Annotated in this window: 11 protein-coding genes; 5 read left to right on the forward strand and 6 right to left on the reverse strand. The window is 64.4% G+C overall.

Annotated elements, in window-relative coordinates:
- Nucleotides 1–154: 154 nt before the first annotated feature.
- Complete coding sequence (locus tag ACVOLR_RS04005) at nucleotides 155–3,949, reverse strand: LamG-like jellyroll fold domain-containing protein (RefSeq protein ID WP_481535298.1); 3,795 nt, start codon at nucleotides 3,947–3,949, stop codon at nucleotides 155–157.
- Nucleotides 3,950–4,088: 139 nt separating this feature from the next.
- Entirely contained in the window at nucleotides 4,089–6,848 is a 2,760-nt protein-coding gene (locus ACVOLR_RS04010; protein WP_481535299.1) for a TonB-dependent receptor, read from the reverse strand.
- Nucleotides 6,849–7,121: 273 nt separating this feature from the next.
- Between ACVOLR_RS04010 and ACVOLR_RS04015 the strand changes: the two genes are divergently transcribed.
- The gene (locus ACVOLR_RS04015; protein WP_481535300.1) at nucleotides 7,122–8,144 is read left to right on the forward strand and encodes a sugar kinase; all 1,023 of its coding nucleotides are present in this window, start codon (nucleotides 7,122–7,124) and stop codon (nucleotides 8,142–8,144) included.
- A complete protein-coding gene (gene eda / locus ACVOLR_RS04020) occupies nucleotides 8,131–8,769 on the forward strand; it encodes a bifunctional 4-hydroxy-2-oxoglutarate aldolase/2-dehydro-3-deoxy-phosphogluconate aldolase (protein ID WP_282269210.1) in 639 nt (212 codons plus the stop codon). The genes ACVOLR_RS04015 and eda overlap by 14 nt, the downstream gene beginning before the upstream one ends.
- A 180-nt stretch (nucleotides 8,770–8,949) precedes the next feature.
- Here the strand turns inward: eda and ACVOLR_RS04025 are convergent, their stop codons facing one another.
- On the reverse strand, nucleotides 8,950–10,809 hold the full coding sequence (locus tag ACVOLR_RS04025; RefSeq protein ID WP_481535301.1) for a sigma-54-dependent Fis family transcriptional regulator: 1,860 nt from the start codon (nucleotides 10,807–10,809) through the stop codon (nucleotides 8,950–8,952).
- 243 nt (nucleotides 10,810–11,052) lie between these two features.
- Here ACVOLR_RS04025 and adh point away from each other — a divergent pair, with 243 nt between their 5' ends.
- The gene (gene adh, locus ACVOLR_RS04030; protein WP_481535302.1) at nucleotides 11,053–12,582 is read left to right on the forward strand and encodes an aldehyde dehydrogenase; all 1,530 of its coding nucleotides are present in this window, start codon (nucleotides 11,053–11,055) and stop codon (nucleotides 12,580–12,582) included.
- A 109-nt stretch (nucleotides 12,583–12,691) separates the two neighbouring features.
- A complete protein-coding gene (gene adhP, locus ACVOLR_RS04035; RefSeq protein ID WP_481535303.1) occupies nucleotides 12,692–13,720 on the forward strand; it encodes an alcohol dehydrogenase AdhP in 1,029 nt (342 codons plus the stop codon).
- Nucleotides 13,721–13,951: 231 nt separating this feature from the next.
- On the opposite strand, the gene ACVOLR_RS04040 is transcribed toward adhP, so the two are convergent.
- Together ACVOLR_RS04040 and ACVOLR_RS04045 are read right to left on the reverse strand one after the other, a co-directional pair.
- Entirely contained in the window at nucleotides 13,952–14,341 is a 390-nt protein-coding gene (locus tag ACVOLR_RS04040; protein WP_481535304.1) for a hypothetical protein, read from the reverse strand.
- Between the two features lie 200 nt (nucleotides 14,342–14,541).
- Nucleotides 14,542–16,662, reverse strand: a complete 2,121-nt coding sequence (locus ACVOLR_RS04045; protein ID WP_481535305.1) for a TonB-dependent receptor family protein — start codon at nucleotides 16,660–16,662, stop codon at nucleotides 14,542–14,544.
- 175 nt (nucleotides 16,663–16,837) lie between these two features.
- Between ACVOLR_RS04045 and ACVOLR_RS04050 the strand changes: the two genes are divergently transcribed.
- A complete protein-coding gene (locus tag ACVOLR_RS04050) occupies nucleotides 16,838–18,040 on the forward strand; it encodes an amino acid aminotransferase (protein WP_481531770.1) in 1,203 nt (400 codons plus the stop codon).
- 295 nt (nucleotides 18,041–18,335) lie between these two features.
- Here the strand turns inward: ACVOLR_RS04050 and ACVOLR_RS04055 are convergent, their stop codons facing one another.
- A complete protein-coding gene (locus ACVOLR_RS04055) occupies nucleotides 18,336–19,571 on the reverse strand; it encodes an MgtC/SapB family protein (RefSeq protein ID WP_481535306.1) in 1,236 nt (411 codons plus the stop codon).
- Between the last annotated feature and the right edge of the window lie 99 nt (nucleotides 19,572–19,670).

Raw genomic sequence — 19,670 nt, forward strand, 5'->3', positions numbered from 1 at the left:
GCCCCCTCCCCCCCCCCCCCCCCCGCCCGCCGCCCGCCCGTCGCGCCGCCCGCCCTGCGGCCTGTGTTTACTCCCTCCCCTCCCCGCGCCCCCCCGGCCCCCCCCCACTACAGTTGGCAAAGCCCCTCTCCCTTCGGGAGAGGGGCTTGAACAATCACTGCAACGGCAAGCGGTTATTGAGCTTCGTCACCTCAGCTCCATCGCCGTCCAAACCAACCCGCACAACAGCCCCATCGCGCTTGAACCCGGCCGGCATCAGCAACTCCACCGTTGCTGTCCGCGGAGAAAGATCCAACGGCGCTTCCAATGCAGGCACCGCAACCCGCGCAACTTCACGACCGCGCGCATCTTCCAGCACCGCATAACCAGCACCAGTGCCCACATGCCCAAGGCTGTGCACGGTCAACTGCACGCGCTCGCCGTCAATTTTCAGATCACCACGGCCGATACCCAGATCCGCGCGAGTCTCCACCGGCGTGCCCGGCGTCACCAGCTCGAACTCGAATACCTGGTTCTGCTTCGGCGCAAACCGCAGTTGGGTACCGACGCTCTTCTCCAGCAGCACCTCGCGCACCTCTGCCTTGCCGTCGATCACATCGTCACCATCGCGATCCACACCGCTACGCACACGCCAGGTACCGGCGGCGATGTTCCAGCCGGTCATGGTCGCATCCAGCGGCGTGTCGCTCAGGTTGTAGGCAATCACCTTGAAGCGCTCGCGTGAGGGCGCATGCACCAGCAAGGCGACCTGCTCGGCGCCATCGGGCTGGGCAAACTGCCAGCTGACGGTATGCCCCGGCCAGCTCTGGTTGCGCTTCAGGCCAATACCGCCCAGTCGCAGGCGCTGCAGGAACTCGCTCGGCGCTTCGACGCGGTCACTCCACCAATGGCCTTCGGTGTTCATGTACTCGCGCTGAGCCTTGGCCTGGATGCCGTCGGCATGCAGTGCTTCCAGGTACTTCTTGTCGCCGGTTTGCTGCCACGCGCTGATCGCGGCAAAACCGCTGCCGCCCTTGTCGGCATCGGCCACCAGTTGCTTGCCCCAGTCCTGCTGCCTGCCCAAGACATCGACATAGTTCTCGCCGAGATTGGACAGCACGCCAGGCCCACCGCGCACCACGCGATAGTCCAGCGCCTGCAGGTACTTGGCATCGCCACTCCAGCGCCATGCGGCCCAGAAGGTGTGCATCACATCGCCGCTGCCCGAACCCTGGTTCAACTCGCCACCACGGGTCTTGCCGGTGGCCCAGTTGATCTCGTTGGGCAGGGTGAAGCGGCCCTTGTCGTCCTTGTAGGCGTGGGCCAGATAACCATCAGCCAAGCCGGTAACCAGCTTGCGGCCGGTCGGATCTGCGTTGTACTCGCCCATCAGGAAGGCCGGATGCAGCGCCGGGAACGAATATGGTTTCTGCCACTGCCAGTTCGGCTCACGGTAAACCTTGTTGCCGCCAAACCAGTTGCTGGAGAACAGCAGGTTGCCCTGCGGATTGGGCAGGACGATGCGTTCGTCGAAAGCCTTCACCGTTTCCATCAGACGCTCGACGGTGAGCGGATCGCCCCAGTTGAGGTAGAGCATCGCGCTGTTGGCGTTGATGCCTTCCTCGTAGGCGTGCAGCTCATCGGTCTCGATGGTGCTCAGGCCGTTGGAGAACATGCCGTTCTTGTAGACGGCGTCGGACAACACAGTCAGCGAGGTATTCAGCCGCTCGGGCTCCACCCCCATCAGCGCCAGCCCCGGCCACTGCTGGACCAGATCCGAGTCATCGGAAATACCGCCGCCGAAATCGCCGTAAGCGACCTGGCGGTTTTCGATCCACCAGTCGACGAAGCGGCGCACGTACTTCAGGTCTTCAACCTGACGGAACGCCCACAGTGGCACGCCCTTCGGCGCCTGCGGTTGCTCGAACGCTGGCTTGCCCTGGCTGTTGTAGCTGATGTAATTCCAATACAAGCGGCCCAGTTCATGGTCCGGGTCGACCCGCAGCAGATCGCTGAGGTCGGCATAGACGCGTGAGTACAGCCGCTGCCGCTTGGAGGTGGTGTGCTCCTCGACCAGGAAACCCCAGTTGTCACGCACCTGGTTGAAGCGATCGGCGACGTGCTGTTTGATCGCCTCCTTGCGCTCCTTGAACACCAGGCGCACTTCGGCACCATCCAGCGATGCCGCATTGAAGCCCGGTGCGGCCGAGGCCACCGAGATCCACAGGCTGTCGGCAGTAAGGATGCGGTCGCGCAGGTCCAGCCACAGCGTGCGTGCTTCACCCGGCTTCACCGACACCGAGACGTCGATCATGTCGCGTGCCGGCCAGACCGGGTCCTTGATGCGGATATTCAACGGAATCACGCCACCATGCGTGGCGGGAAGGTCCAAGGCGGGAATATCGATCGCCACACCATCGAGGCCGTCGTACATGTTCTCCCAGCTGTGCGCCCAGCTGCGAATCAACGGCTGCGCAGACGGCGCATCGCCGACGCCGGACGGAACCAGCACGTGCACGATTGGCACCGGCTTGGCTGGCAGGCTTGCTACAGCGCGCTTGCGCGAGCCTGCGCCCTTGGGCAACGCCATCACCGTGCTGCGCTCATCCGGCGCGAAGCGGCCGTCGATGTAGGCACGCAAGCTTGCGATATTGGTGTAATCCGGCAACACGCTGCTGTCGATCTGGTAGCGCTGCTTGACCGTGCCCTGCGGTTCGGCTGCGTCGCTGACCTGGTAGCCCCAGATTTCCTGGATAGGGGTTTCCTGCGCGGTGTTGTGGAAGTGCAGCGTGCCGCCAACCTGGTCGGCGAAGCTGTCGACGCTGCGCACCACGCCTTGCGGACGCTCGAACAGGATGCCGGCCGAGCCCTTCAACTCACCGTAGGCGGCACCGCGGATCTCGATGCGATTGATGTGCTCGCCTTCGGGAACCGTCAGGTCGAGTTGCTGACCACCTTCAACATAGGTGTTCCAGTCCGGCAGCTGCATGTAGTCGTTGCGGCCAGGCAGGCGCGAGCGGTTGTAGACCCCGGGCCAAGTGGTTTCGGCAATGCCATCGGTGCCTTTCCACATCCACTGCAGCTTGTCTTTTACGTCCGCGAACTCGACCTTGCGGATGCTTGTCGTCGGCGCGCTCAGTGCCGGCGGTGCGGCGCCTTCCCAACCGTAGCGGTGCCACCAGGCGCGCTGCGAGGCGCTGCCGCTCTCGGCGCTGCGCGGCTCGGCATTGCGCGCAAGCGCGGCAACACCGGCGCCATCGAGCATGCGGTCGTAGACGCGGATCTCGTCGAAGTCACTGCCACGCAGGAAGTTGTAGCGGCTCTGCACCTGGTAGGGCGCCATCACCCGGCCGGCGAGGCCGAGCTGGTCCAGCGCTGCGTCGTAGTCGCCGGTGGTGGCCGCCTGCGCGACCTCGCGGCCATCGATGAACAGCTTGACGCCCCTGTCCTCGTCCCAGGCGAAGGCGATGTGCTGCCATTGCTCCGGCGAAGGATTCTTGTCGAGCTTGAACGAGACACGGGTGCGGGCCAGGTTGGCATCGGTGACGAAGGCATCGAAGCCATGCCCGTTCCAGTCGATGCGCAGCCACGCCATGTCCCAGCTGCTGTGGTCGGCGTAGCCGACCCGGAAGATCACGAACGGGGTTTCACCCACCGCATAACGCGAGCGCCAGAAGAACGACAAAGTGCCACGCTCGGCCTGGATGTTGCCGGGCGCGTTCCACGACAGTACGCCATCGTCCTGCCACTGGATGGCGCGGCCATGCGCGCCGTCATCGACAAGACTGACCTTGTCCTGGAAATTGGGGGTTGCCTCGCCTTGCGCGCTGTCAGCAACGAAGCCCTTGTCTGCCGATACACGGAACAGCAGCTGCGGCGAAGAAGCCTGCGCTGCTGCCGGGAGAGCCAACAGCAGCGCAGAAGCCAGAAGCAAAGGGCGGAACATTGGGCGGGTGGAACGTGGGGGCATCGTGCGTCTCTTGGTAGCGTGCGGCGCAGGTACAACGCCGCATGCGGTGGGCCAAGTTAGCGACGCCAACGCGTCTGCACATTCTGCGTCGCACCATTAAAACCCCTCCCGGCATTGCGCCGGGAGGGACATCACAGCATCAGAACTTGTAGCGGAAGCCCAGCAGGTACTGACGACCGGTTTCGGTGTAGTACAGCGGCAGCTGGGCGGTAGCCGGCGACTGCACCCACTCGTCGTAGCCTTCGTTGGTCAGGTTGATGGCTTCCAGGCTCAGCTCCACCTGGTCGCTGATCTTGTAGCGCAACGAAGCATCGACCACGGTGGTGCCGCTGACACCGTGCACGCCGTCGACGTTGAAGCCGACTTCCGCACCCGGCACTGCCGTCAGGTAGTCATCACGATTGGTGGCCGAGATGCGTCCGGCGAACTTCTCACCTTCATAGAACAACGTGGCGTTCCAGGAGCTGCGCGACAGGCCCAGCAGGTCCTGCTTCAGCGCCAGGTTGCCATTGCTGTCCGGATACTTGATGTTCGACTCCACCCAGGTGTAGTTCAGCTGCGCGCCGAGGTTGGACCACTTGCCCGGCAGGAAGGTGAACGGCTGGACGTAGTTCGCTTCGATGCCGCTGAGATCACCGCCCTTGGTGTTGATCGGCGTGGTGAAGGTGAAGTCGTCGTTGACGGTGGCACCGGTGCCCTCCAGCAGCGAAGCCGGCAGCCCGCTGGTGGAATAGGCCCGGACTTCCTTCAGGTTGTAGATGGTGCTCTCGATATCCTTGTAGAACAGGCCAAGGCTCGCCATCGCACCTTCGTTGAAGTACCACTCGAAGCCGAGATCCACGTTGGTTGCGCGGCTCGGGTCAAGCGCCGGGTTACCACCACTGACGGTACGCGCACCGCCAGCGACGGCGACCGTCACGCCAGGCGTCAGGTTGCCCAGGCCTGGACGCGTCATCACCTTGGCAGCGCCCAGACGCACCAGGAAGTCCGGCGTGATTTCGGCGACCAGGTTGAACGAGGGCAGGGTGTCGTCGTACTTGCGGCTGGCCGTTGCCGGGGTGGTCACACCGTTGACCAGGCCCGAACCTACCGAGCTCTGCTTGGTTTCGACATAACGCACGCCGAAATTACCCGAGAACGGAATGGAACCGAGTTCGGTCGAGAATTCACCCATCAACCATGCACCGCGGTCCTTCTCCTCGACGCTGCGGGTGTTGTTCAGGCGCGGCGCCACCGCGAACATGCCGCTGTTGCTGTAGATGTCCAGCAAGTCAGCAATGGCATTGAGATCCGGCACCACCCAGTCGGACGGATACCCCTGGAACGCCTTCAGGCCAGCCTGAGTGGTCAGGTCACCGGGAACGAACTTGGTGCCATCCGCAAAGTTCGGCACGGTTGCTTCCGCCGCGCGGCGCAGCTCCACCGTCTTGAAGCTGTAGTCCTTGGCCAGTACGCCACCCTTCAAGCGGAAGCCAGGGCTGATGTTCCAGTTGAAATCGAGCTGTGCGGTATCGAAATCATTGTCCACGTACTGCGGACGCAGGCGGATCTCGGCCAGCGTCCAACCGTTCGGGTCGGTCGGATCGATACCGTAGTTCAGCACCGGGCGATTCATGTTGCCGCGGTAGTCGTAGCTGAATCCATCGACATCGAACTTGTCCATGATGACCGTGGTCTGCACCGGGTTTTCGTGGGCCGAACGGGTCGTTCCGAGCTTGCCGGACAAGCTGAAGTCATCATTGAAGCGGTGCTTGAAGTTCAGGCTGAGCTGCTTGAATTCGGTGCTCCACTCGTCATGGCGGTTCTCCGAGCGGATGTCGACGTTGTCGAACACACCGTAGACCAAGGCGTTGTTGCGGACCTCGCCATCACGAACGATGGTCTGTGGCTTGCCGGTACCGGAGCGACTGAAGGAAATAGCCTCGATATAGTGCTCATCGCGCTCAGCATCGATCTTCGAGTACAGAGCATCCAAGGACAGCTCGGTTGCGTCGGTGGGCTTCCACTGCAACGAGCCGGTCACGCCCAGGCGCTTCTGCATGTGCTCCATCTGCACGTAGCGTGGGAAGCGCGGGTGGTAAGTGTCAGCTGAAAGTGCCTCGGTGAAAGGCGAGCTCTTGTTGAAACCACCATTGCTCGGGCCATTGGCCCAGCGGCCGGTGTTGGAACCTTCTTCCAGCGCCTGGCGCTCGGAGTAGGCCACCGACAGCAATGCGCCGAAGGTGCCGTCGGCGAAGGTGTTGGCGATCAACGCGGCCACGCGCGGATCGGTCTTCTGCGCCATGTCGTTATAGCTGGCCTGGCCGCTGGCGGCAAAAGTGAAGCCGTCATAGTCGAACGGGCGTGCGGTGTTCAGGTCAACGGTGGCACCGAGCGAGCCTTCCTCGACATCGGCCGAGGCGGTCTTGCGCACGATCAGCTGCGAGAACAGGTCCGAAGCGAACACGTTGAAGTCGAAACCACGACCGCGGTTGGTACCGCCGGTCTGGTCACCGGAACCCACCGTCGACAGCGCCTCCATGCCATTGATGCGCACGCGGGTGAAGTCCGAACCAAGGCCACGCACAGTGATGCTGCGACCTTCGCCGGCATCACGTGCGATCACCACGCCGGGAATGCGCTGCAGCGATTCTGCAAGGTTCAAGTCTGGGAACTTGCCGATGTCCTCGGCGACGATGGCATCCACCACGCCCGCTTCGCTGCGCTTGATGTCGAGCGCCTTCTCCACGCTGGCACGGTAACCGGTGACGGTCACTGCATCCAGTTCGGTGGCGGCGGTCCCCGCGGTTGCCGGCGCAGCCGCATCCTGGGCCATGGCAACGCCTGCCTGCAGGGCCAAACTGATCCCCAACGCGAGCAAGGTAACCGGTGTCTTTTTCTGCGAGTTACGTGGATTCATGTGCTTCCCCTCTCCAAGGTTTGCATTCGATACAGTGGCTCCGGCTTGTGTTCAGCGCCGGATGACACCGCTGGTCAAAACGGAAAGTAACAGCTGCGTGAGGAGGGAGCATCTTGCACTGCAGCAGGACGGAAACTGGGCGAAAACCTTTGTCTGATGGACATTGGCGGACGGTTATGGGGGCAGACAAGGGGACAGTGGCGGCCGAATGACACCGATAGTCAATCAACCATGCCATGATGCGCGCCGATCGACGAGGAGACAGGAATGGCGATGATTTCCCCCCGTGTTGTCTGTTTTGGTGAGCTGCTGCTGCGCTTGGGCGCGCCCGGTAACCAGCTGTTGTTGCAATCGCCCACGCTGGACGTGCATGCCGGCGGTGCCGAGGCCAATGTAGGTGTGTCGCTGGCGCATTTCGGCCACGACGTGGCGATGATCAGCGTGGTCGCCGACAACCCGCTGGGTGCGGCGGTGGCCGGTGAGCTGCGCCGCCACGGCGTCGACACCTCGCGCGTGCGTCGCAGCGACGGCCGCATGGGCCTGTACTTCCTGACCACCGGCGCCGGCCACCGGCCCAGCGAAGTGGTCTATGACCGCGCCGACTCGGCCTTCGCCAGCGCTCGCGCCGATAGCTACGACTGGCCGGCGCTGCTGCAGGGCGCGCAGTGGTTGCACCTGTCCGGGGTCAGCCCGGCGCTCGGGCTGGAAGCCGCGCAGACCACCCTGGCCGCCGCACGCGCCGCCAACGAGCGCGGCATCAAGGTGTCCTTCGACGGCAACTTCCGGCCCAAGCTATGGGAACGCTGGGGCGGCGACGCCAAGGCGATCCTGCGCGACCTGTTCGACTGCGCGCACATCGTATTTGCCGACTATCGCGACATCGGCGTGGTGCTGGGCGGCGAGTTCAACCAAACCGAACCGCAGGCGCGCGTCGATGCTGCCGCGGCGATGGCGTTCGCGGCATTCCCGCGCCTGCAGTACATGGCCTGCACGCAGCGCACCGCGCACAGCGTCGGCCACCACTCGCTGGGCGCGATGCTGCTTGGCCGTGATGGCACCCGTGCATTGGCGCCGGCCGAAGAGCTGACCGATATCGTCGACCGCATCGGCGGCGGCGACGCGTTTGCAGCCGGCGTGCTGCACGGCCTGATCGAGGGCATGGATGCGGAAACCACGATCCGCTTCGGCCTGGCTGCGGGCTGCCTGAAGCATTCCATTCCCGGCGATTTCAACCCAGTCGGCGTGGCCGACGTCATGGCCCTGATGGGCGAAGGAAAGTTCGATGTCCGGCGCTGATCCGCGCGTACGCGCAGTGCTCAAACTGGCCCCGGTGATTCCGGTGTTCACTCCCGACAACGTCGACGATGCGGTGCAGGTCGCGCAGGCCTTGTTCAACGGCGGCCTGCCGGTGATCGAGGTGACCCTGCGCACCGCAAACGCGATGGATGCGATCAAGGCCATGGTCGAGGCCGTGCCTGATGCGGTGGTCGGTGCCGGCACAGTGCTGACGCCGGCACAGATGGAGAAGCTGAAATCGGTGGGTGGTCGCTTTGCGGTGTCACCTGGCGCCACCGACACGCTGTATGCCGCGGCACGCGATACCGATCTGCCGTTCCTGCCAGGTGTTGCGACTTCGTCCGAGTTGATGCGCGGCCTGGAGCACGGGCTGGATACGTTCAAGTTCTTCCCGGCTGTGCAGGCTGGTGGTGTGGGCATGTTGTCGGCTTGGAATGGCCCGTTCGGCGATGTGCGGTTCTGTCCGACCGGTGGCATCAGCGCGCAGACCGCATCGCAGTTCCTGCATCTGCCGAATGTGCTGTGCGTGGGCGGTTCGTGGTTGACCACGCGCGAGCTGTTGCAGGCGCGTGATTGGGCGGGGATTGAGGCGCTGGCTAGGGCTGCGGCTGTTTTGCCGGGTTGATGCCGGGATTGGGGATTAGATCAAGATCAAAAGCTAACCCCTCCCCAACCCTTGCCTTCGGCAAAGGGAGGGGGCTGAAGCTGCAATTGCGCGGAATGCCGCAGGGCGCAAGTACCGCCCCCTCCCTTGCGCAACGCGCAGGGGAGGGTCGGGGAGGGGTGCTGTTGCTGTTGCTCGGCTCTAAAGCTTCAACCGCCGATACAAGGTACTGCGGTTAACCCCCAACCTTTTCGCCGCCAGGCTCACATTGCCATCGCAGGCCGCCAAGGTCTGCCGCATCACATCCAAAGCCAGTTCCTGCAAGCTGCCATCCACTACCGGTGCAGCAGCAACGCGTCGCGTAGCCTGATGCAGATACTCAGGCAGCAGCTCCCTATCAATCACCGCACCCGGCTCGGTCAACGCCACCAAGGTGCGCAGACAGGCCGCAAGCTGGCGCAGATTGCCCGGCCAGTCGTAGGCCACCAACGAATGCTCTGCCTCCACACTCAACACCCGTCCCTGCGCCAAGGGCTGCCACATCGCCTGCAGCAGCTGTGCGCGGTCGTCCGCATCACGCAGCGGCGACAGCCGCATCACATGATCGGCGATCCGGTAGTACAGATCGGAACGGAAACGGCCTTCCTCCATTGCCTGTTGTAGATCGCAGTGGGTGGCGCAGATCAGCATGAAATCCAACTTGACCGCCTTGCCGCCGCCCAGCGGTGACAGCTCGCGATCCTGCAGCACGCGCAGCAGGCGTGGCTGCAGCGCCAACGGCATGTCGCCGATTTCATCGAGGAACAACACGCCGCCTTGCGCCTGCCGCAGCAGGCCTTGGCTGCCTTGTCTGCGCGCTCCGGTGAAGGCGCCTTCCTCGTAGCCGAACAGTTCGGCTTCGATCAATCCTTCCGGCAAGGCCGCACAGTTCACCGCGACGAAAGGTTTGCTGCTGCGGCTGCTCTGCGCATGCAGCGCGCGCGCCGCCACTTCCTTGCCAGTGCCGGTTTCGCCCTGCAGCAGCACCGGCAGGCCGGCTTCCAATACGCGACCGGCACGCAACAGCTGTTCGCGCTGGGTGACATCGAATACCACGGCGGGTGCGGCGACGGTGGTTGGCAATGGTCGCGCCAGTGCTTGGGCTACGCTGGTCGTCCGCGTGCGCGCTGCGGGTGTTGGCGCATCCAGTTGGCCATGCAACAGGCGACCGCTGCGATCCTGCAACATGCCTTCATCGCGCATCCGCGACAGCGGCATCTCGAACAACGCTTCATAGGAAGCGCGGCCGATATCGCCACGTTCCAGGCCGAACAGGTGTAGGCCGACGCCATTTGCGGCCACCAGGCGGCCGTTGCGGAAGCCAAGCACAGCCTCTCCCGCGGTTCCCAGCAAGGTGCGGTCGTGGTGCAGGCGCAGCAGTTCGCAGTCGCCGATACCGTTCTCGAAGAAACGGTGTTCGATGCGGTTGGCAGCCAGCCGCGCCAGGCCCATCGCGTGCATCTGCTGCACGCTGGCCGGGCCGCTGATGTCGAGCACGCCGGCGAGTTGTCCATGCGGGTCGTGGATGGGCATGGCCGAGCAGCTGAGGATGCCGTGCGGTGCGTAGAAGTGTTCGCCGCCACGTACTTCCACCGCGCGACCTTCGACGATCGCGGTGCCGATGGCATTGGTGCCGACTGCCGATTCACTCCAGCACACACCCGGCATCAAAGCCACGCGCCCGGCCTTGTCGAGGAAACCGGCGCTGCCTTCGGCATTGAGGATCCAGCCGCTCTCGTCGGTGAGCAGCACGATGCTGCCGGTGCTGGCGGTATGGGCGGCCAGCCCGTCGAGCTCAGCGCGCGCCAGCCGCCATAGGCGTTCGTGGCGTTCACGCAGTTCGCGCAGGTTGTGGCCGGGCAGGGGCTCCAGCGCAGGCTCGGCATCCACCAGCAAGCCGCTGCGCTGGCAGCGCCGCCATGACTGCAGGATGTTGTCGGGCACCGTGCCCACGGGCGTGGTGCCGCGCTCGAAGAACGAGCGGCGGGCGTTGCCCACGCGATGTTGCAGTGCCAGTGCCATGAGCGCTCCTGTGTCGCATTTTGCGACAGCTGTTCAAACCACTGTTCCGATTAACACCACAGCTGGGCGGGCGCTGCAATCACCTGCCGTTTCGCAGCGCAGCAAATCTGCCCGCGAGTCTTCGCAATCAATGGCTTTTCATCGTGCCGCAACGCAACAGGCGGAACTTGGCATCGCTCTTGCGCCTGTTGTAGCCACCGCCACACACGCGGCCCACACACCGCTGAACCGGAGATTCCACAGATGAACGCAGTCCTGTCCGCCAAACCGCATGCCACCGATCCGCAGTCCCTGTTCAAAGCCCGCTATGGCAACTACATCGGCGGTGAATGGGTAGCCCCGCGCAGTGGCCAGTATTTCGACAACACCACGCCGGTCACCGGCAAGGTGTTCACCCAGGTGGCGCGCTCCAATGCCGAGGATGTGGAGCTGGCGCTGGATGCCGCGCACGCCGCCAAGGATGCCTGGGGCAAGCGCTCGACCACCGAGCGCGCCAATATCCTCAACCGCATTGCTGATCGCATCGAGGAAAACCTTGAGCTGATCGCCCACGCCGAAACCTGGGACAACGGCAAGCCGATCCGCGAGACGCTGAACGCCGATGTGCCGTTGATGGCCGATCATTTCCGCTACTTCGCTGGTGCCTTGCGTGCGCAGGAAGGCAGCCTGTCGCAGATCGACAACGACACCGTGGCCTATCACTTCCACGAGCCGCTGGGTGTGGTCGGGCAGATCATTCCGTGGAACTTCCCGCTGCTGATGGCGGCATGGAAAGTGGCGCCGGCACTGGCTGCCGGTAACTGCATAGTGCTGAAGCCGGCCGAACAGACCCCGGCCTCGATCCTGGTGCTGATGGAGGTTATTGGCGACCTGCTGCCGCCGGGCGTGCTCAACATCGTCAATGGTTTCGGCCTGGAAGCCGGCAAGCCGCTGGCCAGCAGCCCGCGCATTGCCAAGATCGCCTTCACCGGCGAGACCAGCACCGGCCGGCTGATCATGCAGTACGCCAGCCAGAACCTGATCCCGGTGACGCTGGAGCTGGGCGGCAAGTCGCCCAACATCTTCTTCGCCGACGTGATGGCCGAGGACGATGATTTCCTCGACAAGGCGGTGGAAGGTTTCGTGATGTTCGCCTTCAACCAGGGCGAGGTCTGCACCTGCCCGTCGCGGGTGCTGATTCAGGAGTCGATCTACGAGAAGTTCATGGAGCGCGCACTGGCACGGGTGGCGGCGATCAAGCAGGGCAACCCGCTGGACCCGAACACCATGGTGGGTGCGCAGGCCTCGCAGGAGCAGCTGCAGAAGATCCTGTCCTACATCGAGATCGGCAAGGCCGAGGGCGCCGAAGTGCTGATCGGCGGCGAGCAGAACCAGCTGGATGGCGATCTTGCTGATGGTTTCTACGTCAAGCCGACGGTGTTCAAGGGCCACAACAAGATGCGTGTGTTCCAGGAGGAGATCTTCGGGCCGGTGGTGTCGGTAACCACCTTCAAGACCGAAGAAGAAGCACTGGAGATCGCCAACGACACCTTGTACGGCCTCGGTGCCGGCCTGTGGAGCCGCGATGCTTCACGCCTGTACCGCATGGGCCGTGCGATACAGGCAGGGCGGGTGTGGACCAACTGCTACCACGCCTACCCCGCGCATGCGGCATTCGGTGGCTACAAGCAGTCGGGCATCGGCCGCGAGAACCACAAGATGATGCTCGACCATTACCAGCAGACCAAGAACCTGCTGGTCAGCTATTCGCCCAAGAAACTGGGTTTCTTCTGAACCAGGCCCGGATGCGCCCGGTCGGTACTGGCCGGGCGTGATCTGGATCAAGGCGCCAGGCCAGGCTTGGCGCGAAGCTGGACTAATCCCCCGCAAAGGAGATCCATTGATGGACAAGACGATGAAGGCGGCCGTGGTCCGCGAATTCGGCAAGCCGCTGGTGATTGAAGAAGTAACCGTGCCGCGTCCGGCCGCAGGCGACATCCTGGTCAAGATCGAGGCTTGTGGCGTCTGCCACACCGACCTGCACGCCGCCGAAGGCGACTGGCCGGTGAAGCCCAATCCCCCGTTCATTCCCGGCCACGAAGGCGTCGGTCACGTGGTCGCGGTGGGTGCGGGTGTCACCCACATCAAGGAAGGCGACCGCGTCGGTATCCCGTGGCTGTATTCGGCCTGCGGTTATTGCGAGCACTGTCTGGGCGGCTGGGAAACGCTGTGCGAAGCGCAGCAGAACAGTGGTTATTCGGTGAACGGTGGTTTCGCCGAATACGCGCTGGCCAATGCCAACTACGTCGGCCTGCTGCCCAAGGAAGTGGGCTTCGTCGAGATCGCGCCAATCCTGTGCGCGGGTGTCACCGTCTACAAGGGTTTGAAGGTCACCGACACCAAGCCCGGTGACTGGGTGGCGATTTCGGGTATCGGCGGCCTCGGTCATATGGCGGTGCAGTACGCCAAGGCGATGGGCTTGAACGTGGCGGCAGTGGATATCGACGACAACAAGCTGGCCCTGGCCAAGCGCCTGGGCGCCAGCATCACCGTCAACGCCCGCAACACCGACCCGGCCGCGTTCCTGAAGAAGGAAATCGGCGGCGCGCATGGCGCTCTGGTTACTGCTGTATCGCCCAAGGCCTTCGAGCAAGCGCTGGGCATGGTGCGGCGTGGTGGCACGGTGTCCTTGAATGGTCTGCCGCCGGGTGACTTCCCGCTGGACATCTTCGGCATGGTGCTCAATGGCATCACCGTGCGTGGCTCGATCGTCGGCACCCGCCTGGACCTGCAGGAATCGCTGCAGTTCGCCGCTGAAGGCAAGGTCGCGGCGACAGTGAGCACCGACAAGCTGGAGAACATCAACGAGGTGTTCAAGCGCATGCATGAAGGTGCGATTGAAGGCCGCGTGGTGTTGGACTTCAACGCCTGATTGCAGCCAGCCAGCACATCCGCACCTCCCCCGGGGTGTGCTGGTTGGATTGCTTTTGGCTTTGGCTATTGATCTTCTCCTCTCCCCTTGCGGGAGAGGATGCCGAAGGCAGGAGAGGGTGCGGCGAAGCCGCAAAGCTCATGCACGGTCAGATTGCATATCAATCGATAGCCAAACATTGCCAGCTTCGCGGTTCACACCGCTCCCACAAAAGCCTCCCCACCTTCTTGCCTAGCGTGCGTGCACCGCTGCCACCGGCATGCGATCCAACGCCAACCATGCGTCTTCAACAAGATCCCGCACCTGCTCCCAGCGTAGCCGCGAGCCGCCGCGTGCCTGTTCCCAATGCTCGGCCAGCTCAACGTCGGTATCGCCGCTGCCACGCGGCCAATCCGCCGCATGCGTTGCCAGCGCGAATGCATAGGCCGGCTGCAGGTCCAGCCAACCGCGTGCGCCACGCCGCCGCCGCGCATAGTCGTCGAGACTGTACTGCACGAAATCCTGCGCCACTTCGTCGGCTGCGTGTTGGCTGCGCCTTAGCCGGCCACGCCGCAACACCTTGGGATCGGCACCAAACAAGGTTGGTGCAACGGGGTGTTCGATGCGATCGGGGCGGTACATGGCACAACCCTCCCTGTTGGGCGCTCACAGTTACGCCCGGGGCTGTTAGTTGGGGGTGAGCGGGAGGTTTAGGCGGTTGTTGGGCTGGTTGGCGCAACGGCAAAAGCAAGGGCAGGAGCAGAAGCACCCCTCCCCAACCCTCCCCTTCGCAATGCGAAAGGGAGGGGGTCAAGGGCGCGCTCAGCTTGCGGCCAGGCTGCTCAACGCGCCCATTGCCATTGCAGGCCCACGGTGAAGCCGCGATCCGGGCCCGGCTCGTAATAGCGCTGGTTGCCGTCATTGACGATCACCGAGCCGATATAGCGCTGGTCCAGCAGGTTATCCACACGCGCGAATGCACGTAGCGGCCCACGCGATGTGTCCCATTGCCGCGCCATCTCCAGATTCAGCAAGCCATAGCCCGCTGCGCTGGCACTGCCCAGATCGTTCACGCCGATAGCACTGGCCGCCACGCCTTCGACCGCCCATTGCCACGGCCCCGGCTGCCATTGCCAGCGTGCGAACAACTGCTGGCGTGGCACGCCCGGTAGGCGCGTCCCAGCGGCCACGATGTTGCTGGGCTGGGTGCAGGGCGAGGGCAGGCCGGTGCAGGTCAGGTAGGCATCGCGCACGCTGGCCTGCAGCCAGGTGTAGGCCAGCTGCAGCTGCTGGTCGGTGGCAATCGGCTGCTGCCAGCTCAGCTCGACACCTTGCCGCCGGGTCGCGCCGATGTTGCGGTAGCTGCTGCGGCCGCCGCTGTTGGTCGCCACCGCCAGCTCGTCCTCGCTGTCGGCACGGAACAGGGCCAGCTCCAGCCGCGCACCGCTCTGCGCCCGCCATTTGCTGCCGATCTCGAAATTGCGGGTACTGCCGGCGGCCAGATCCAGCGCCAAGCCGGCGCCGCCATCGGCGCGGTAGCCCAGCTCGTTGAAGGTCGGCGTTTCAAAACCACGCCCGGCCGAGGCGTAAAAACGCAGATCGTCGCTGGCACGGAACACCAGGCCCGCCACCGGTGTAGTCGCCGAGTAATCGCGACTGCCGCTGTCATCGGGATTGCTGGCAGTGACGTAGCGGTCGCGCGAACGAAACTGCACCTCGCTATGGCGCGCACCCAGCAATGCCGACCAGCGCGGGCTGAACTGCCACCACGCCTGCGCGAACTGGTCGATGTTCTGCACACGGTCGCTCTGATCACGGCGCAACCGGCCCTTGATGCCCAGGCTGTTGCCGATGAAGTTCTCGTAGCCGGTGCGGTGTTGTTGCTGACGGTCGGCATTTGCCCCGATCACCAGCTCCAGCGGCTTGCCAGCCAGTTGCCCGTGCCAGGCCCAGCGCGCGTCCACGCCGCCGTAATCGCTGTCCAGGTCGATCACCCCGCCCGAGTGCAGGGGACTGTTCTGCGGCCCCGGCGGGATCGCCAGGAACTGTTCCACCGCGCGCTGCCCCGCATAGCCCATCAACCGCCAGGTCTGCTGACCACGTTCGGCGCTGTAGACCGCGCCCAGCTGCGTCTGCCGCACCGACTTGCGGGTGTTGTACTGAGTGGCGACGGCGGTGGCCTGACGCGGGTTCTCGCGCACCTGCTCGCGACTCAGGCCCAAGGGGTCCTGCGCATGCGGTGCATCAAAGCCGTTGAACAGCAGTTCCAGTCGCTGGCCGGCCGCCAGATCAAAGCCCAGCCGCGCATTCACCGATTCACGTCGGGCCGCGCTGTGCTCGCGCCAGCCATCGGTACGGAAATGGTTGGCCGCCACGTTGTAGTGCATTGCCCCGGCCAGGCCCTTGAGCTGCACACCGGTGCTGGAGCTGTTGTTGCTGCCATGGCTGCTGCGCAGCCGCCATGGATCGCCGTCCTGCCCGTCCGCGCTCCACAGCTGCAGCACGCCACCGGAGGAATTGCCGTACAGCGCCGAGAACGGCCCACGCAGCACCTCCACCCGCTCCGCACCGAACACGTTGAAGTGCGAGAGCTGGCCCTGGCCATCGGGCATGGTCGCCGGCACCCCGTCCACCAGCAGCCGCACCCCGCGCACGCCGAAGGTGGAGCGCGCGCCAAAACCGCGCAGCGACAGCTGGGTGTCCTGTGCATAGTTCTGCCGGTCACGTGCCAGCAAGCCGGGCACCGCGCCCAGCACTTCGGAAAGCTGCGCGCCACGGCCATTGCCGTCGGCGTCCAGCGCAAGCGTGCTGCTGGAGGAGGGCAGGTCGAAATCGTCCACCGCGTGGACCTTGGCGGCCTGAACCTGCACCCGATCCAGCGTTGCGGTGGGCAACTCGTCGGCCAGCGCCGGCAATGCCAGCATCAGCCCGGAAAACGCCAAAAAACGATTACAAGTACGCATCCAGCCATCATCTCCGATCCACGCAGGCAGCGTCATCGCCCCGCGCGCTGAAGTTCCAGCTGAAACCCTACGGCCACGGGGCTCCAGCCCTGTTACGATGATGCGGTTGTGAGCGCGCTTTTGCTGCGTCCCGCGCCGAACACCCCCACTCCCCGCCACTGATACGAGTATCGCCGTGTCCTTCTTTGCAAACGTCGAACAGGTTCCTGGTGACCCGATTCTGGGTCTGACCGAGGCTTACAACGCTGACAGCCGCACCACCAAGGTCAATCTTGGCGTGGGCATCTACTACGACGAGAGCGGCCGCATTCCGCTGCTGCGCGCCGTCAAGCAGATCGAGCAGACGCTGGCCGCCGAGGCCAAACCGCGCGGTTACCTGCCCATCGACGGGCTGCCGGCCTACACCCAGGCCACCCAGAAGCTGGTGTTCGGCGAAGGTTCGGACCTGCTGGCCGCTGGCCGCGTCGCGACCTCGCAGACCGTTGGCGGCAGCGGTGCGCTGCGCGTTGGCGCCGACCTGCTGAAGCGCCTGCTGCCGCACGCCACCATCGCCATCAGCAACCCGAGCTGGGAAAACCACCGCGCCGTATTCGGCGCCGCCGGTTTTGACGTGGTCGACTACACCTATTACGACAACGCCACGCACGGCCTGGATTTCGCCGGCATGCTGGCCGACCTGCAGAAGCTGCAGCCGGGCACCGTGGTGCTGCTGCATGCCTGCTGCCACAACCCGACCGGCGCGGACCTGAGCACCGAGCAGTGGAAGCAGGTTGCTGCACTGATGAAGGACCGACAGCTGTTCCCCTTCATCGACATGGCCTACCAGGGCTTCGACAAGGGCATCACCCAGGATGGCCAGGCCGTGCGCATCGTCGCCGAGGCCGGCATCGACAGCTTCATCGTCGCCAACTCGTACTCCAAGTCGTTCTCGCTGTACGGCGAGCGCGTCGGTGCGTTGTCGGTGGTGGGCCCGGACGCGACCTCGACCAAGGCCGTGCAGTCGCAGGTCAAGCGCATCATCCGCACCATCTACTCCAGCCCGTCCACCCATGGCGCCGCGCTGGTCGCTGGCGTGCTGAACAGTGGCGAGCTGCGTGGCGTGTGGGAAGCCGAGCTGACCGAAATGCGCGAGCGCATCCACGCCCTGCGGGCCGGCATGGTGCAGAAGCTGGCCGCCCTGGGCGCGCCGGAATTCGGCTTCATCCAGCAGCAGGCCGGCATGTTCTCGTACTCGGGCCTGAGCAAGGCACAGGTGGACACGCTGCGTGACGACTACGGCATCTACGCCGTTGGTACCGGCCGCATCTGCGTTGCCGCGCTGAGCCAGAACAACCTGGATTACGTGGCCAAGGCGGTTTACGAAGTCAGCCGCGGCTGATGCATCGTTGCTGCTGATGTGATGAAAAGCCCGGGGAAACCCGGGCTTTTTTGGTTTGAGGGTTGTGGATAAAGCTGTGGAGCAAAGGCTTTGGAGCTTTAAAGCACCCCTCCCCAGCCCTCCCCTTGCCTACGGCAAAGGGAGGGGGCAATAGCTGCAGCCCTCACCATTTCGCGAACCGCAGCTTAGCCCCCTCCCTTGCGCAAAGCGCAGGGGAGGGCTGGGGGGGTGCCGTTGCTCCGGCTCTTGCCGCTCCCCCCAGTCTTATCCACAACCCCCTGTGGATATCCAACAGCTACCCCGGCACCACCCAGGTAACCAGCACCGCAGCTGCCACCATCGCCCCAAGCCCAATCGCCACGCCGGCCCCATAACGCCCACCACCACTGGCAAACGCCAGCACCGACTTGGCCAACGACGCTGAAGCCAGCAGTGCCACCACGCCCCAGCGCGCCTGCGCCAACTCCAAACCACCGGAGGCCGTAAGCCCGGCAATACTCGCCGCCGCCGCGTGCAACTCCCCCAACGCGGCAATCGTCGCCCCGGCCAGAGCACCGGCCTGCCCGAACAACTGCCGCAGCCCTTCTGACAACAGCAGCACCACCGCAATCACCAGCGCGATCAGCAGGGCGTGCTTCAACTGGAAGGCCTTGCTGGCCGGCCCCTGCGGCACAGCCTCATCGGCCACATGGCGCAGTCCCAACGCTGAGCACAGCAGCAACACCAAGGACGCCGCCGCCAGCGACCATGCCGTAGATTTCAGCAACGTCGCCGAACTGGTGCCGATAACGGCGGAAAACAATAGCAATGAAGCCAGGTTCGCCAATAACGCTGCCGCCACCGAAGGCATCACCAAGGCCGGCGCAGCGCGACTGCTGCGGCCAAACCCGGCCACTGCCGCGGTCGAGGAGGCGAAGCCGGAGAAGAACCCGGCTACCGGCAAGCCCCAGCGCGCGCCCACCGCGCGCAGCGCGATATGGCCGAGCATGCCCACGCCCATCACCAGCACCACGATCTGCCATAGCTTGGACGGCACCAGCACGCCCCAGGGGTCGACCGCGCTGTCAGGCAGCATCGGTAGCACCACCAGCGCACAGGCGGCCAGCAGCAAGGCGTCGCGCACCTCCTGGTCGCTGATCACGTCCCGGCTCAGCCGCGCCAACGGCGCCTTGGCCCACAGCAGGATCGCTACTACCACGCCCAGCGCCGCCGCCAGCGCCTGTTGCTGCATGCCCAAGCCGCCCAGCAGCACAGTTATCAACAGGGCGATCTCGCCGGTCAGGCCGGGATCTTCACGCGAGGTGACGCGGTAACTGGTCCACGCCAACGCCGCCACTGCCAGCAGCGCCACCACGAATACCGCCTGGCCCAGCATCAAGGCCGCCGCCCCCAACAGGGCAGACAGCGCATGCGTCCGAACGCCTGCCTGCAGGCTTTTGCGACCGCCGTGCTGACGCTCGCGCACCGCGCCGATCAGCAAGCCGATGCCCAAGGCAGTCAGCAAGCCGTGTGTGGCCTGGTTCCAATCCATCGTGTTCTCCAGCAAGGCCCTGAATGGTACGAGGCCTGTGGATAAAGCCAATACCCCCGGACTTATCCACATCTCATTTCGCTATGGAGTTATCCCCAA

Source organism: Stenotrophomonas sp. STEN030 (genome assembly GCF_056759995.1).

What these genes read in the sequence shown, in the direction of transcription:
- ACVOLR_RS04005 (WP_481535298.1), bottom strand. Translation starts at nt 3,949, where the DNA reads ATGCCCCCACGTTCCACCCGCCCAATGTTCCGCCCTTTGCTTCTGGCT.
- ACVOLR_RS04010 (WP_481535299.1), bottom strand. Translation starts at nt 6,848, where the DNA reads ATGAATCCACGTAACTCGCAGAAAAAGACACCGGTTACCTTGCTCGCG.
- ACVOLR_RS04015 (WP_481535300.1), top strand. Translation starts at nt 7,122, where the DNA reads ATGATTTCCCCCCGTGTTGTCTGTTTTGGTGAGCTGCTGCTGCGCTTG.
- eda (WP_282269210.1), top strand. Translation starts at nt 8,131, where the DNA reads ATGTCCGGCGCTGATCCGCGCGTACGCGCAGTGCTCAAACTGGCCCCG.
- ACVOLR_RS04025 (WP_481535301.1), bottom strand. Translation starts at nt 10,809, where the DNA reads ATGGCACTGGCACTGCAACATCGCGTGGGCAACGCCCGCCGCTCGTTC.
- adh (WP_481535302.1), top strand. Translation starts at nt 11,053, where the DNA reads ATGAACGCAGTCCTGTCCGCCAAACCGCATGCCACCGATCCGCAGTCC.
- adhP (WP_481535303.1), top strand. Translation starts at nt 12,692, where the DNA reads ATGGACAAGACGATGAAGGCGGCCGTGGTCCGCGAATTCGGCAAGCCG.
- ACVOLR_RS04040 (WP_481535304.1), bottom strand. Translation starts at nt 14,341, where the DNA reads ATGTACCGCCCCGATCGCATCGAACACCCCGTTGCACCAACCTTGTTT.
- ACVOLR_RS04045 (WP_481535305.1), bottom strand. Translation starts at nt 16,662, where the DNA reads ATGCGTACTTGTAATCGTTTTTTGGCGTTTTCCGGGCTGATGCTGGCA.
- ACVOLR_RS04055 (WP_481535306.1), bottom strand. Translation starts at nt 19,571, where the DNA reads ATGGATTGGAACCAGGCCACACACGGCTTGCTGACTGCCTTGGGCATC.